Origin of the sequence: Marivirga harenae (assembly GCF_030534335.1) — a bacterium.
Lineage (GTDB): Bacteria > Bacteroidota > Bacteroidia > Cytophagales > Cyclobacteriaceae > Marivirga > Marivirga harenae.
In genome coordinates this window covers 3,720,865-3,735,903 of sequence record NZ_CP130565.1, presented here as the reverse complement: position 1 = coordinate 3,735,903, position 15,039 = coordinate 3,720,865, and the positions used below count along the sequence as shown (strand labels likewise).

At 33.9% G+C, this 15,039-nt stretch carries 16 protein-coding genes and 1 pseudogene; 6 read left to right on the top strand and 11 right to left on the bottom strand.

Annotated features, from left to right (window positions below):
- The first annotated feature begins 35 nt into the window (after positions 1–35).
- The 3 genes from Q3Y49_RS15915 to hflC all read left to right on the top strand — a co-directional run bounded on the left by Q3Y49_RS15915 (position 36) and on the right by hflC (position 3,534).
- Positions 36–1,505 (top strand): M20/M25/M40 family metallo-hydrolase, encoded by a 1,470-nt coding sequence (locus Q3Y49_RS15915; protein ID WP_303269534.1) that lies wholly within the window; start codon positions 36–38, stop codon positions 1,503–1,505.
- Positions 1,506–1,575: 70 nt separating this feature from the next.
- Positions 1,576–2,565, top strand: coding sequence for an FtsH protease activity modulator HflK (gene hflK, locus Q3Y49_RS15910; RefSeq protein ID WP_303269533.1), 990 nt, complete (start codon positions 1,576–1,578; stop codon positions 2,563–2,565).
- A gap of 27 nt (positions 2,566–2,592) precedes the next feature.
- Positions 2,593–3,534, top strand: a complete 942-nt coding sequence (gene hflC / locus Q3Y49_RS15905) for a protease modulator HflC (protein ID WP_303269531.1) — start codon at positions 2,593–2,595, stop codon at positions 3,532–3,534.
- Positions 3,535–3,661: 127 nt separating this feature from the next.
- Here the strand turns inward: hflC and Q3Y49_RS15900 are convergent, their stop codons facing one another.
- The 9 genes and pseudogenes from Q3Y49_RS15900 to Q3Y49_RS15860 all read right to left on the bottom strand — a co-directional run bounded on the left by Q3Y49_RS15900 (position 3,662) and on the right by Q3Y49_RS15860 (position 8,636).
- Positions 3,662–3,922 carry a hypothetical protein gene (locus Q3Y49_RS15900; protein ID WP_303269529.1) on the bottom strand — a complete coding sequence of 87 codons (261 nt, stop codon included), beginning with the start codon at positions 3,920–3,922 and terminating at the stop codon, positions 3,662–3,664.
- A 59-nt stretch (positions 3,923–3,981) separates the two neighbouring features.
- Positions 3,982–4,230, bottom strand: coding sequence for a hypothetical protein (locus Q3Y49_RS15895; protein WP_303269528.1), 249 nt, complete (start codon positions 4,228–4,230; stop codon positions 3,982–3,984).
- Positions 4,231–4,236: 6 nt separating this feature from the next.
- Complete coding sequence (locus Q3Y49_RS15890) at positions 4,237–4,677, bottom strand: hypothetical protein (protein WP_303269526.1); 441 nt, start codon at positions 4,675–4,677, stop codon at positions 4,237–4,239.
- An 80-nt stretch (positions 4,678–4,757) separates the two neighbouring features.
- Entirely contained in the window at positions 4,758–5,468 is a 711-nt protein-coding gene (locus Q3Y49_RS15885) for an SDR family NAD(P)-dependent oxidoreductase (protein WP_303269524.1), read from the bottom strand.
- A gap of 313 nt (positions 5,469–5,781) precedes the next feature.
- Complete coding sequence (gene folE / locus Q3Y49_RS15880) at positions 5,782–6,480, bottom strand: GTP cyclohydrolase I FolE (protein WP_303269522.1); 699 nt, start codon at positions 6,478–6,480, stop codon at positions 5,782–5,784.
- The gene (locus Q3Y49_RS15875) at positions 6,458–6,868 is read right to left on the bottom strand and encodes a 6-pyruvoyl trahydropterin synthase family protein (protein ID WP_303269520.1); all 411 of its coding nucleotides are present in this window, start codon (positions 6,866–6,868) and stop codon (positions 6,458–6,460) included. The genes folE and Q3Y49_RS15875 overlap by 23 nt, the downstream gene beginning before the upstream one ends.
- 112 nt (positions 6,869–6,980) lie before the next feature.
- Positions 6,981–7,634 carry a hypothetical protein gene (locus Q3Y49_RS15870; protein WP_303269519.1) on the bottom strand — a complete coding sequence of 218 codons (654 nt, stop codon included), beginning with the start codon at positions 7,632–7,634 and terminating at the stop codon, positions 6,981–6,983.
- Positions 7,631–8,299, bottom strand: coding sequence for a hypothetical protein (locus Q3Y49_RS15865; RefSeq protein WP_303269517.1), 669 nt, complete (start codon positions 8,297–8,299; stop codon positions 7,631–7,633). Before Q3Y49_RS15865 ends, Q3Y49_RS15870 begins: the two co-directional genes overlap by 4 nt.
- Positions 8,299–8,636: pseudogene (locus Q3Y49_RS15860) on the bottom strand (PadR family transcriptional regulator). The gene Q3Y49_RS15865 and the pseudogene Q3Y49_RS15860 overlap by 1 nt, the downstream one beginning before the upstream one ends.
- A gap of 358 nt (positions 8,637–8,994) precedes the next feature.
- Here Q3Y49_RS15860 and Q3Y49_RS15855 point away from each other — a divergent pair.
- Positions 8,995–9,267 (top strand): hypothetical protein, encoded by a 273-nt coding sequence (locus tag Q3Y49_RS15855; RefSeq protein WP_303269515.1) that lies wholly within the window; start codon positions 8,995–8,997, stop codon positions 9,265–9,267.
- A gap of 44 nt (positions 9,268–9,311) precedes the next feature.
- Here Q3Y49_RS15855 and Q3Y49_RS15850 read toward each other — a convergent pair whose 3' ends face one another.
- The gene (locus Q3Y49_RS15850; RefSeq protein ID WP_303269513.1) at positions 9,312–10,700 is read right to left on the bottom strand and encodes a sensor histidine kinase; all 1,389 of its coding nucleotides are present in this window, start codon (positions 10,698–10,700) and stop codon (positions 9,312–9,314) included.
- 348 nt (positions 10,701–11,048) lie between these two features.
- Between Q3Y49_RS15850 and Q3Y49_RS15845 the strand changes: the two genes are divergently transcribed.
- Positions 11,049–11,969, top strand: a complete 921-nt coding sequence (locus Q3Y49_RS15845; RefSeq protein WP_303269511.1) for a hypothetical protein — start codon at positions 11,049–11,051, stop codon at positions 11,967–11,969.
- A 3-nt stretch (positions 11,970–11,972) separates the two neighbouring features.
- A complete protein-coding gene (locus Q3Y49_RS15840) occupies positions 11,973–14,525 on the top strand; it encodes a CHAT domain-containing protein (RefSeq protein WP_303269509.1) in 2,553 nt (850 codons plus the stop codon).
- A 62-nt stretch (positions 14,526–14,587) separates the two neighbouring features.
- On the opposite strand, the gene rplI is transcribed toward Q3Y49_RS15840, so the two are convergent.
- Positions 14,588–15,031 (bottom strand): 50S ribosomal protein L9, encoded by a 444-nt coding sequence (gene rplI, locus Q3Y49_RS15835; protein WP_303269507.1) that lies wholly within the window; start codon positions 15,029–15,031, stop codon positions 14,588–14,590.
- Between the last annotated feature and the right edge of the window lie 8 nt (positions 15,032–15,039).

The window sequence follows — 15,039 nt, the reverse complement described above, 5'->3', positions numbered from 1 at the left end:
GATTTGCTTAACTTCAAATTTCTAAACTAATAGCAATGAAAAATACAAAGAATACTATTAAACTACTACTACTAAGCCTACCAATTTTCCTGTTTATATCATGCGAAACTAAGACAGAGAAAGACGAGAATGTTTTGGCATCTATTAATACTGAAGTAAAAGAAAACAGTAAAGCATATGTCAATTTGGAGAAGATGACTTCCGAAATTGGGCATCGTCTTACGGGATCCAAGAACGGTGCCGAGGCAGAAGAGTATACTTATAATCTTTTTAAGTCATATGGTTTTGAAGACGTAGAATATCATGAATTTGAAGTGGAAGCGTGGGCTCGTGACTCAGTGAGTCTTGAAGTTAACGATAATGAGGTAGCTGAAGTTGTTTCTTTAGGGCATTCACCTGTTTCAGCAGATATTGAACATGAAGTTATTGATGTTAATAACGGACTTAGAGCTGATTTTGATAGCTTAAAAGATGAGGTGAAAGGTAAGATTGCCTTAGTTTATATTGGGATTTTGGATGGAAGTCCAGAAGGCTTAAAAAACATTCATCGGTCGGAGAAAACAGCATTAGCGATAGAATATGGCGCCAAGGGGATCATCATAACAAACCAGGTTCCTGGCGGAGTACTACTGACAGGTACGGCATCCGTTACTGGCAGTTTGATTGATATTCCAGCCATTTGCATTAGTTATGAAAAAGGTATGGAGCTAAAAAAGCAATTAGCGGAAGGAGAAATAATCAATGCTCACATTCAAATGAGTAATAAAAGTGAGGTTATAAAATCCAGAAATGTAATCGCAACTTTAGCAGGAACAGAAAAGACAGATGAAAATATTATTTTAGGAGGTCATTTAGATAGTTGGGATCTTTCGACAGGGGCCATTGATAATGGAATTGGCATTGCTGCTATATTGGATATAGCTAGAACGTACAAGATACTTGATTTGCAACCAAAGAGAAACATTAAGTTTGTAATGTTTATGGGTGAAGAGCAAGGCTTGCTAGGGTCCAAAGAAATGGTAAAAATGTTGGCTGACAAAGGCGAATTGGGAGAGGTAGCATACATGATGAATATTGATATGAGCGGAAACCCGAAAGGATTTAATGCGGCAGGTAGAAATGAAATGATGCCGATTTTTGATGCAATTGGACAAAAAATACAAGCTGTGGACTCTAGCTATGAAAATACAAATGCCAATAAGGCTGGATTGCATAGTGATCACCAATCATTTATGATGGAAGGAGTTCCTGTTGTTGGTTTGGTTGGGAACTTAGAAAGGAAAGTATATAGTTATTATCATTCAAATGGTGATGATTTTTCTCTAGTAAATGAAGAACATCTTAAGAATACTGTTCGTTTCGGAGGTATGTTTTTGTGGGAATTAGCTAATGCTGATAAAATACCAGCAAAGAAATTAGACTTCCAGGAGACCCGACAGTTTTTAATTGAGCAGGGACTGAAAGATGAATTGGAATTAGGAAACGAATGGAAATGGGGAGAATGAATGGGAATGAAAAATTAAAGGATTATTAACGCATTAAGTAAAAACAATTAACCAATAAAATAGCATATTTATGGCAGAATTTGAATTTGACGGGGACAAAGCAAAAGAGTCCTTTCAAAAAATAGTAAAAAACATACGCTTGATTGTAGTAGTGGTAGTGGTCTTAACAGCTGTTATTAGTACATTTTTTCAAGTAGGAGCAGAAGAAGTTGGGGTTGTAACTCGCCTAGGAGCATACAATAGAACACTTGAATCAGGATTGAATTTTAAAATCCCTTTTGTAGAATCAGTGACTAAAGTACCCGTTGAGCGGCAACAAAAGCAGGAGTTCGGATTTAGAACCACTAGTGCTGGAGTACAATCAACTTTTACCAAGCGAGGAGCAGAAGGGGAGTCTTTAATGTTAACCGGAGACTTGAATTTAGCTGATGTGGAATGGGTAGTTCAGTATAGAATCGATAATCCTTATAATTTCCTTTTTAAAGTAAGAGATCCTGAAAATACACTCCGAGATATCTCTGAATCAGGAATGAGACAAATTGTTGGAGATAGAACAGTAAATGAAGTATTGACGGTAGGTAGGGCTGAAATTGCTGGAAAACTGAAAGTACTAATCCAAGAGCTTTCTAATGATTACGAATTGGGAATTAGGGTTGAACAAGTGGTATTACAAGATGTGACTCCTCCAGAGCCCGTAAGAGCAGCTTTTAATGCTGTAAATGAAGCGCAGCAAGAGAAAGAGACTTTGATTAATCAGGCCAAATCAGAATACAACAAAGTTATCCCGAAAGCAAGAGGGCAGGCAGAAGAGACTATTCAAAAAGCAGAGGGTTATGCAACTGAAAGAGTTAATAATTCACAAGGTGAGGTAGCTCGATTTAATGAATTGTACACTGAATATGTAAAAGCTCCTGGAGTTACAAAAAGCAGGATTTACTTGGAAACCATGCAGGAGGTAGTACCAAAATTAGGTGATAAAATTATTACTGATGATAAAGGAGGGAATGTATTGCCATTATTAAACATGGCTACTCAATCAGGAAGCAAGATTAATCAGTAGTCATTTTTAAATATTGAATAAGAAGATATGAAAAAATCATTAATAACCATATTAGTTATAATAGTAGTTGCTTTAATAGTAATTGCTCAGAGTGCATATATAGTGAAAGAGTCGGAGCAGGTAATTATTACACAATTTGGTAAACCTGTGGGAGATGCCGTTAAAGATGCAGGGATTCATTTTAAGATCCCGTTTGTACAAACTGCTAATTTCTTTGATAAGCGATATTTAGAATGGGATGGTGATCCTAATCAAGTACCAACAAAAGATAAGAAGTTTATTTTTGTGGATACTTACGCTCGTTGGCAAATCACAGATCCTCTACAGTTCTATAAGCGTTTAACAAATGAGCGTGGGGCGCAGTCTCGTTTAGATGATATTTTGGATGGCGAAACTCGTGATTTCATAGCAAACAACTATTTAGAAGAAGCGGTTAGAACTAGCAATAGAACTCCTATTTCAAGCGGTGCAATAAGCGAAATAGTAGATGACAGTTTAGTTCAAATCAATGTTGGTCGTGACAGTATTCAAGAATATATCCAGAAATCGGCTAATCTTCAAACTCAAGATTTAGGAATTGAAATATTAGATTTCCGTTTCAAAAGGATCAATTATGTAGAAGAAGTCCGAACCCAAGTTTATGAGCGAATGAAAAGTGAGCGTTTCAGAATTGCAGATAAATTCCGTTCAGAAGGGCAGGGGGAAGCATCAAGAATTAATGGTGAGAAAGAACGAGAACTTAAATCTATTCAGTCGGAGGCTTTCAAAGTAGCTGAACAGATAAAAGGTAAAGCTGATGCCGAGGCGGCCGCAATTTATGCCAATGCATACAATAAAAACAATGCCTCGAGAGAATTATATTCTTTCTTAAAGTCCATGGAAACCTTCCAGAAGACTTTTAATGATGAAACTACTGTTATTTTATCTACTGACAGTGATCTCTATAAATACTTAAAATCCATGGATTAATAGAATCAGTTGAAATCTATATTCACAAAAACATCTGCTCCGAAGGCAGATGTTTTTTTTAAGGTTGAACATAAAAAATGCATCCATTTTAAAACAGATGCATTAGTAATAAACCGTAAATAATATGTTATTTATCTTTTTCTTCGTCTTTTTTATCTATTGAAATTTCTAAGTCAAAAGTTTTAAGCTGTTGTTCTAACTTCATAACGTAATCAATTGACTGTTCGATCATGGAATGCTGCGAACTAATTTGCTCTTTCAGAAAAGAAATTTCATCCTGAAGCCCATTTATTTTTTCTGTATACTCTTTTTTTAGCTTCGCCCTTTCCTCTTTGGATTTACGTAATAAATCTTGGTAAAAATAATATGATTCTGGAATTCTACTCATACAACAGTACTTAACCGTTTTTCAAAATTGTTACAATTTTTCGAGATTCGATAAGCAAATTAATGTATGCTTTGAAAATTACCTGAATCTATCTTCTTTTTAAGACCTTTTAATTCTTTACCTAATTTATTGGCGTAATCTACGGCCATTTTTAGCATATCCTGCTGAGCCATTAGTTGCTCTTTTAGATAGGAAACCTCGCTTCTGAGTTCACCAACCTGACTTTCGTACTTCGACTTTAAGAGTTTTATTTCATTATTTGACTTTTCTAATTCTAATTTTAACTCTTCTACAGTGCTTTTTGACATATTTTATTAATTATCAATGGCATCTTGGATTGAATTCTTGTACTGGATGTCCATTTCGTTAAATTTTAAGTTTGGATTCTCTTCTCTAATTTTTTCCCTACCAATTTTTACACTTTGTTGGAAAACTTTATTGTCTGGCAATATTTTCCTATGCGTCTTCAATCCTTTATGCCACATTTCTTCTTTCCATTCTGTAAAATACCATTCCATTGAAGGTTGGTGAAAAACTGTTAGTTTCCTTTTGTCGAAAATCAATTTTGCGATTTTTTTGGAATCGACTAACTTTCCAATTGTATTGAAAATCGCTTTAAACTCTTCTATAGGTATGTATGTGCTCGTTGCTTCAACAATAGCAACTGGCTTTCCCTCTACAAAAGAAACTTTGGCATGTGTACCTGTGTGATATTCTTGTAAACTGTCCGTGATTGTTTCTGTATCGTTACTCATATTTGTAAAAGTTGTGTTGATTATAAAAATATTGTTATTGAAAAATAACCTACAGGGAGGTTCAATTGTTTGATTAAATCTTAGATATTTCTAATTCTTTCCATTCCACCATCTACTCCAATGATTTGACCAGTAATCCAACTATTTTCGCTGTCGAGTAGAAATTTTGCTGCATTTGAAATATCATCAGGGGTTCCATATCTGCCTATTGGGTGTCTTTTATTTGAGGCTTCTTTTTTCTCATCTGTAGATAATAGATTTTTAGCCATTGGAGTGTCCGTCAAACTAGGGGCAACCAGATTAACTCTAATCTTTTTGCTTGCTAATTCTGCAGCCAAACTTAAACCAAAACCTTGTAGTGCTCCTTTCGCAGAAGCAATAGAGGCGTGAAAGGACAAACCAGTGTTTGCTGCCACTGTGCTGAACAGGACTATACTTGCCCCATCGGCCTTTTTCAGTGACTTTAAAGATTGCTGGATGACCATCGCTGCACCAACAGTATTTAGACGAAAGTCATTGATGTAATCATTTTCTTTAATACTCTGAAAAGGTTTCAAATTAATACTGCCTGGACAGTATGCTAAACCATGTAGCACTTCTGGCAGATCTTTTAGTTCATCTTGCATTTCTAGAACATCTAACCTGATGTATTGAAAGTCACCCTGAAAATCAGGTTTGTTTCTAGATGCTAATATGAGATTTGCTCCTTCATTTTGTAATTTCTTGGCTAAGCTTAAGCCAATGCCTGAGCTTGCGCCAACGATTAAAATATTTTTATCTTTGAAAGACATAATGTTCTTTTTTGTTTAATTATTATGTATTTAACATTGAACAAGGGCTAATGTTTATTTAAATGTAATTTCCTTTTTAATGATGTAGTGATTCCAATTTTATCTAGCATCTTGAGGTTTCTGGTATTCTTCTTTTTCTTAAAAAAGTCGGTAGGAAATTGTCTCAATTTCGCACTGATCAGATTAATGCTTGATTTAATCTGGATCTCATGTCATTACCAAGTTTTGCGTTTTTTGCTGAGGATCATTCTAAATCAAAAAAAAAGCCCACTTGATATTTAAGCGGGCTTACAGTTAGTAATAAATTTTGGTATTAACTATTATTGGGAGAATTGATATAATCTAAAAATTCTCGTCTCGTAGCTTCATCATTGAATTTACCCCCAAAGTATGAGGTACCTGTTCTACTGTTGGTATCTCCAACACCTCTAGAAGAAACACACATATGATTGGCGTCCATTACTACTGCAACATCCTCCGTTTGCATCACTTCTTTTAATTCCTCAGCAATTTGGACCGTCAATCGCTCCTGAACTTGAGGCCTTTTAGAATAGTATTGTACAATCCTATTGATTTTAGAAAGACCAATTACCTTTCCGCTAGAAATATATGCTACATGGGCTTTTCCATATATTGGAACAAAATGATGTTCGCAGTGCGAATAGAAAGTGATATCTTTCTCCACCAACATTTGGCTATATTTATATTTATTTTCAAAGAGCTTAGGTTGCGGTTTGTTTTTTGGATTCAATCCACTGAAAACTTCTTTGACATACATTTTAGCAACCCTGTTAGGCGTGCCTTTTAAGCTGTCATCACCTAAGTCCATTCCTAAAATGTGCATGATTTCCTTGAAATGCTTTGCTATCATTTCCATTTTCAGATCATCGTCCATTTCAAAAGCATCTGCTCTTAAAGGAGTCTCAAAGTTTGAGGCTACATGATCATCTCCAAATTCTTCTAGATCATTAATTTTTTCCAATTCTTTATTATTCTGATGGGTATTCGACATAGTTCCTTTCCGTTTCGTACAACTTAATTTTTAATTCTTTTTTGGGATCAATTTTTTCCCTCAATAAATTAAAAATTACGATTGCAATATTTTCAGCAGTTGGATTGAGCTTGGAGAATTCTTCCGTATCTAAATTCAAGTTTTTATGATCAAACCGATTCAAAACTCTTTCCTTAATCAAATCACTTAATACTTTCATGTCCATAACATATCCAGTATCAGGATCAACTTCTCCTGTTACCTTAACGATAAGTTCATAATTATGTCCATGAAAATTGGGATTATTACATTTTCCAAAAACCTTCTGGTTTTTCTCTTCCGACCAATTAGGATTGTTTAACCTGTGAGCCGCATTAAAATGTTCTTTCCTGAAAACTGATACTTGCATTAATATTTATTTATTGAAGGTCAAATATACGGCAATAACACGGAAGAGTTTGAAGTGTTTAATAAATATATAAAAAAGTTAAACGTTATATGTCATTATTTGCAATGATGTCTTAATCTTTATAAAGTTTATGTAATCTATCCGTTTTCTCTATGATGCGTTGGCTACCTAAATGGACAGCATAAACAGAAAAGATGATGATAGAGATAAGAAAGAGCGGCAAGAACTGGTTTGCTTTATCAAGGTAAAGGAATCTTAAATTAAAAACATTTACGGCTAATAAGGGAACAATAGCAAAAGCGGCTTTGAAGCTGATATAATTTTTCAGATACTTTTTTGAACGATAGGTAATGTATGTATACGTTAAATATAATGTCATGAATGCCATTAGTAAGCCTTGAACCACCAAATCAAAGTATTCAGGCAAGCGAACGGAAACCAAACTTAGAATTACGATGATTAATGATGGGATCAACATCCTTTTTGTAGAAAATATTGCTAGCAGTGCCTGCCAGTAGGAGTGAAGCAATTCCTTGTTAAGCCGATTTACAATTGCTTCCTCTATTTCTGCGAAACCAAATATGCCAAATGATTTATGCACCTGGCTAAAAGCATCTTCCAATTCAATATCAGGATTTTCTTCCATCTTACTTTCAATTGCAGAAGCAACATGATCTATGATTTCGTATTGCACATCTGTATGCGTAAATCCTCTCTTTGAAATCCAGGATTTAATTTGCTCAATCTGGTGGGGTGCTAATTTCATAAGTATTGTACCTTAATTTTAGTTCTAAATACTTTCATCCCAATATAGACTGAAGTAAAAAACAGCATTAATAAAAGCAGTACGATAATAGGGTAGGTTTCGAAAATACTAATCGTAGGTTTTCCAGGCTCTAAAACTAAGACCGGTAAAAAAATAGTTAAATTAAATATCGTGGTCGGTAAGCTCAGGTAGTGTTGAGTAGCATTGAAATGTGCTGATTTGAATCGTTTTTTTCCTCGTTTTTTGGTGTACATTAAAATTGAACCATAAATAAGTAATCCAACATTAAGCGCTAAGATTGGAACCAAAAAATACCAAACTATTGATTTAACTGGTATAAACCCCATTAGTAAAATAGCAAGAAAGAGGATTCCTAAGGTAGATAGAATCTGAGGCCATCTCCAAAAGTTCTTGAATTCATTCCAATAGATATCATTAACAGACTTTTTAGTTTTTTTTAGTAAATTATCGTTGATCCTTTTGACTTTTTGAAAGTGAAAGTGCTCGTCCAGTTGTTCTAAAGTTTCCTCAAAATTTTTTTCACCTGTTTCGTAAGCTGAAGCATAATGATCGTAGAGTTCATTATACAATTCTATGTAATCAATCGGCTTATTAGCAATGTGTTTAGCTAGCTGATCTTTTTGTTCTTGAGTTATTGTCTTCATTATCCTAATTTCAAGTTAAATCCTAGGACCCGTTGCATGTTCAACAGAAATGCCTCTAATTCTTCCATTCGTTCCGATGTGGCTTTTTTTCCTTCTTCTGTAAGTCTGTAGTATTTTCTTACTCTTCCATCTACTTTTCTGCTTTCAGTAGTCAAAGTGCCCTCAGCTTCCAGTTTATGGAGAGTAGGATAGAGGCGCCTTCTGTTAGCTTGATTTCATCAGCAGTAAGTTGCTTTACTTTCTGCGTAATTTCATAACCATACATCTCACCTGCGTTCTGCAGAAGATGTAAAACTATGGTGGACAGACTTCCTTTTATCAATTGCTGATTTGCCATGTTGCAAGTATACAAAATTTTCTTATGCATAGGGAAATTAGGTATTAAAATATTTGAGAAAGTTTTCATACCCACTTAAAGCAATTCTAAATTTGAACAGTAATTATTATCGAAAAAAAGAGAGTATGAATAGAAATTTAGTCAGCTTGGAATTAGCTTTTATTACATCAGTAATAGGTGTTATGAATTAATTTAACACTCCAAAATCAATTAGCAACAGTGAAGCAGAAAGAAATGAAATGGTTCAAACTAGTTTTAGTCAAGCGGAAGAGGAAGGCGGTGAATTAGCTATTGCGATGGGCTATTCGCAGCGATACAGTCATTAATGTATTTTGTTGTCAATAGTGTAAATTGGGAGATGTCAGAATGCTATGCACATGAAATTGAAGAAACTATCGAGGAAATAGAAGCTGCAAATGTGATGGATGAATGCTTTGGGATTTCCAAATTAGTGGGGACTATGACTAATCTAATGTTCAAGAAAGTGGAAGTAACAATTGAGAATCGTGACAAAACAGCTTTTTCTATCTTTTACAAATTAATAGTTCAATCCTGTAATTCCTTTCTTCAGACCACTAAGCATCATTTCAATAAGATAGAAACGCCAACAAATGATTTGTTATCTAACTAGAATCTCAACAAATAATATATTTAATAACATTTGATAATTGCCTTTCATTTTGTAATTGAAATGTGTTTCTCTTGATTTTCTTCAGGAGAAAGTAGGTTTTTGTTAATAGTAAAATGGAATGTGCTCCCTTCTTCGGGTACAGAATCAATCCAAATCTTACCATTGTGCATTTCCACTATTTTTTTACAATTAGCCAGTCCTAAACCTGTGCCCGCAAATCTATTTTTATGTAATCTGTGGAATATTGTAAATATTTTTTCCTGGTGTTTTTGGTCGATACCTATGCCGTTATCCTGAATTGAGAACTCCCAAAATTGACTGTTTTCATTTGCTTCAATGTTAACTGTAATTTTTTCATCTTCTTTTTTAAACTTCACGGCATTAGCTATCAAATTTTGGAGAAGCTGTTTAAACTCAATTTCATAAGCAGTTATTTCTGGTAACTGGTCGTAATTTATACTAGCCTTATTTTCTTTAATCAATTGACTAAGGTCTTGTTCGAGTTCTTTCATTAGAGCATGGACTGAGAAGGTTGACTTTTTCTTATCTTTTCCCAATTGAGCGTACTCTAATAAGGAATCCAATAGAAGCGCCATTCGAATAGAAGAGGATTTGATATGATTTAAAAACTCTTGTCCTCTTTCAGGGATTGATTCTTTGTATTTACTAATGGTTAAATCAGAAAAAGCTTGCATTGTCCTCAATGGTTCCTTTAAATCGTGTGCAATTATATGTGCAAACTGACTCAATTCCTCATTTTTCCCTTGAAGGATGTTTTGGGTGTCCTTCATTTTTTTATTGTCTGATTTAACTATTTCATTCAGTGTCCTTTGCTGATGAATGATAATATCCATTTTCCTAAAAATCATTTCAAAGCATGCTACAATAACAATACTGACAAATATTAGATTTACAGTAATACCAAACCATGTAGTCATGCTTTGTTCATTTGTCAACTGGAGGTTTAACCACTGGTATTCAATATTGAGTCCCACTAAAACTAAAATTAATGAATTAATCAGAATCAATTTGTAGGCAATGGTTCCAGAATGAATCAAACATGTCACTATAATACATGAATAGAGATACATCATTCCAGGCCCTTCCAGACCAAGGTTGAAAATTAAAGCCCAGGAGACCGTAAGAAGACTAATAATTAAAATTACTTTCCTTGATTCAATTTTAATGGGTTTGGCAAATGCGAGAATTAGTAGGACGAAAAAAAATGCAATATTCAATATGAGGAGATTGATAAAGCCTGTATGATATGACGCAATTATTCCTGGTATTATTGCTAAGGGTGAAAAAGTAAAAGTGTACAGTATCAGGTAAAAGAACAGCTGATTTCGATAATATTTTAGATTTTGATTGGTGTCAGTTTGACCTAAAATAGTCTGCGCCATCCTAACTTTATACGCCCCCCAGTACTTCATTAGTTTAGTTTAAAAAATTATTAATATTTAGATTCTAATATAAAACTATAAATTAGAATAAGGAAGTCTTTACTACTTGTAAGTAGTTAACATTATATTTTATACTCTTTTAATTCTTAATGTATATTACATTTAAAATTTTGTAAAGGGATAAAAATCTCACTTTTTTTATCAGCAAAGTCGTCACTAGGCTCCTGCGAATATAGAATTTTGTAATCAAATAATATATTTGAAGCTGCCTGTAATCATATTTACATTAGTTTTTATTACATTTTCAATTAATTAAGCTATTTTTATATTGCAAATTATTTGTTTATGCATGTATATAAGAGATTAATTAGCTTTTTTTTGATATTACCACTGTCGTACTTCTTACACGGGCAAGGGTGTAGCGATGCCGGATTTTGTACGATGGGGGCAATGAAACCAAGTCAAGAATTTAATAAAAATGTACCTGTAAAATTACGTTCAATTTCAGTTGCGTTTTATGAAGGTCAAAGCAATACTTCTGCGCTGATAAGAGCAGGAATTTTTGATTTTGGTTTAACGATCGGTGGTCAATATGAACTTCAGGTAAAAGTTCCATATATGCATATAGATGGAAATTTTGGTACAACATCAGGAATAGGAGATATTTCATTAAGTTTAACCAAAAATCTATATACAAATCCAGAATGGGATATAATGGGAACATTGGGGGCGAAAATCCCAAGCAATAGATCCAATATTACTGTACCTGGACAAGATGCTGTCTACCCTATGTACTATCAAACATCTCTTGGTACATATGATTTGGTAACAGGAGCTTCATTTATAAATAGAAAATGGTTGATCTCTGTTGGCTTGCAAAAACCAATAATCCATCAAAATGAGAATTCCTTTGATGCTTCGGTTGATTCTTGGAGTTGGTATGAAGGTGGCATGTCTTATGTCAGAAGACATGATGTCGGTAGGGACTTACGAAGGGGTGCAGATGTGATGATGCGATTTGAACGAAATTTCAGAATGTCAAGAATTAATTTTAATGTTGGTTTATTACCGATTTATAGAATCACCAAGGATCAAGCTTTGAACGAAACCAATGAATACGAAAAGATAGATGGCACCACTGGATTAGCACTGTCAGCACTCTTTGGTGTAAATTACAGTTTTAACGTATTTTCTAGTGTTCATTTGATTTATGGTCACAGAATAACGGATCGGGAAGTTAACCCAGACGGGCTCACCAGAAAGCATGTAATCAATCTTAATTACACTTTTAACTTTTAAATTATGTCAAGATATTATTTTTTAATATACCTGATATTTTTACCATTTCTAGGTTTTAGCCAGCTATTATCAGAGCACTACCATGCCACGATATTTAAAAGCCGCAGCCAAAATATTGACATTCTGATTGATAATTTAGATTCCGATTCAACTTCTCATGAAGTGAACTTGTTACTGGCAGAATTATATTTCTTGAAAGGAAGGAATGATAAAGCAATGAAGCTGCTTACATCGTTTGAAGAGAATGATGAAATCCAAAATCACAAAAAGCCTGAGCTTTATGCCAGATGGTTAAAAAATTATGGATTGATCTTATGGAATCAAGGAAAAAGGGATCGAGCACTCGAGTTTTTACAGCAGTCATTGGCTGAATACAAAAGAATTGAAGGACTTGATAGGGCCAACATAGCTGATATTTATAATAATATTGGATTGGTTTATGTCAGTACTGAACCAAAGAAAGCTGTAGACTACTACAAAAATGCTTTAGCTATATATTCCGACTTTGAGGATGAAAATTTAGATAAAATTATTCAGCTTTCGATTAATATAAGCTTGGCTGAAGTTAAGCAGGCTAATCAAATTGAAGCTTTTAGAATATTAAATGATGCTCTATCCAGATGGAAAGCTAATCATCAAGAGGGATTACCAACTGAAGCATTTATCAAAGCAAATTTAGGCGGTATTTATCTTGCTACTGATCAATTAGTGTTGGCCAAAGATTACCTCAATGAAGCCAAATCTATTTATCTTCAAAATTATGGTGAACGTAATTCTGAACTAGCCAATGTATTTGCTCAGTTATCAGAATTAGCCGTAAAAGAGAAAGCTTATGAGAAATCACTAAAGTATATTCAAAAAGCTTTGAAAGCCAACAGTTTTGAATTTAGCTCTGTGTCTTTTAATCAAAATCCTAAGGTCGAAGATGCCAATAGGCTTAATATTCAACTTACACTTCTAATGAGAAAAGCCATTATTTTAGAGTCATATTATTTTGGCTTTTCATTGAAAAAATCTCATCTAGAAGCTGCTTTAACAACAGTAGACCGTGCAGAAGAAGTTTTGGAGAGTATCCGGGCAGGAACTACCAATAAAAAGGATTTACTGGAGTTAAGCGATTTAGCCTCTGAACTTTTTGAGGATGGGCAAAGAATTGCTTTACAGTTACAAGAAGTGACTTTATTTGGTAACAAATTTTTGATAAAAGCCTTTCAATATGCAGAGAAGTCAAAATCATCTCTACTAAAAACATCAGTTGTGGAGTCTGAGGCTCAAAGTTTTTCAGGAATTCCCACGGAGATTTTAGAGAAAGAAAAGGAGTTTTCTAGTGAGTTAGCTTACTTAAACACTCAAATTGCATTAGAAGAAGAGGTCTCTAAATTGAATTTCTTGAGAGATCAATATTTCCAATTAAAGCAGAAGCACAACAGATTTATTGAAGAACTCGGTCAGGAGTATCCGGAATATTACAATTTAAAACACCGTGGATCATTTGTAAATGTCATTGATATTCAAAATAGGTTAAGTAGTGATGAAGTTATTTTAGAATATTCATTTGCTTCAAAAAGCAATACGATTAATCTTTATATTATATCTAAAAGTAGCATTAACTATAAACGCATTTATGAATTGGATGAAGTAATAAAGTATTTGAAAGCGTATCGAAATACGTTAACTTACAATTTACAGATGAGTTTTGAAACCATAGCGCATGAACTTTATCAATATTTATTGCCTGTCAAATTCAACAGTTATATTAACAAATTAATCATTGTTCCGGACGGTGAATTATGTACAATTCCATTTGAAGCATTAGTAAAGGACCAGCAAGAAAGCAATAGGTTTTATGAGTTAGATTATTTGATTAAATCGTATGAAATAAACTATGTCTATTCAGCTACATTGTATCATGCTAGTGAGTCAAGAAATTACGGTAATGAAGCTTTATTGATTTCACCAGTGGAGTTCGGAGCTGGGATTCCCATGTTACCAGCTTCTGAGCAAGAAAGTATGCATTTTATAAGCTGGTGTGACCAGCAGTCGTTATCAATTGAGTCACTTGTAAGAAGTGATGCTACTAAAAGTAAGTTTAAAAATTCTTCTTTAGATAACTTTCGATTTATTCATTTGGCTACTCACGGAACTGTTGATTTAGAATCTCCGGATTTATCAGGAGTGTATTTTAAAAAGGAGGAGAATAGTAGTCTGGCAAATGATAACGTGCTTTATGTAGGAGAAATTTATGGGCTTAGTATTAATGCTGAGTTAGTGGTCTTGTCGGCTTGCGAAACTGGATTGGGAAAAATAAATAGGGGAGAAGGAGTGGTGGGCTTAGGTCAGGCTTTTGCTTATTCAGGTGCTGATAATTTGATTCTATCACTATGGAAAGTAGCAGATGAATCGACCTCATATTTGATGCAATCATTTTACCAAAAGGACTTAGGGTTAGCGAATCATTCGTTTTCTAGTGAACTAAGGAATGCTAAACTTTCCATGATTAATTCAGACTATAATGCGCCATATTATTGGGCCCCTTTCATTCTTTGGGGAAAGTAGTCAATAAAAAAGCCTTTTGCATTACTACAAAAGGCTTTCAATAAAATTTATTTTCTTAGTTCTTAGTCAGCTTCCACAACTAGCGAAATTTCTTTTTTCACCTCTTTGTGTAAATCAATTACTGCCTTATATTCTCCTAATTGCTTAATGTCACCAGAAATAGCAATTTTCTTTCTGTCAATATCAAAACCCTTTTCTTTCAATGCGTCAGCAATTTGAAGAGTGGTTACAGCACCAAAAATTTTACCGCTTTCACCAGCTTTAGTTTTAATATTAAGTGTTAGATCACCAATTTTATTTGCAAGATCTTCGGCATCATTTTTCAATTTTTCAGCCTTGTGAGCTGCTTGACGAATATTCTCTGCTATTTTCTTGGCATTGGAATTATTGGAGATAATTGCAAATCCTTGCGGGATTAAATAATTTCTTCCATATCCGGGCTTTACAGTTACTGTATCATTTTTATAGCCCAATCCATTTATATCTTGTGTTAAGATTACTTCCATTTTTATAA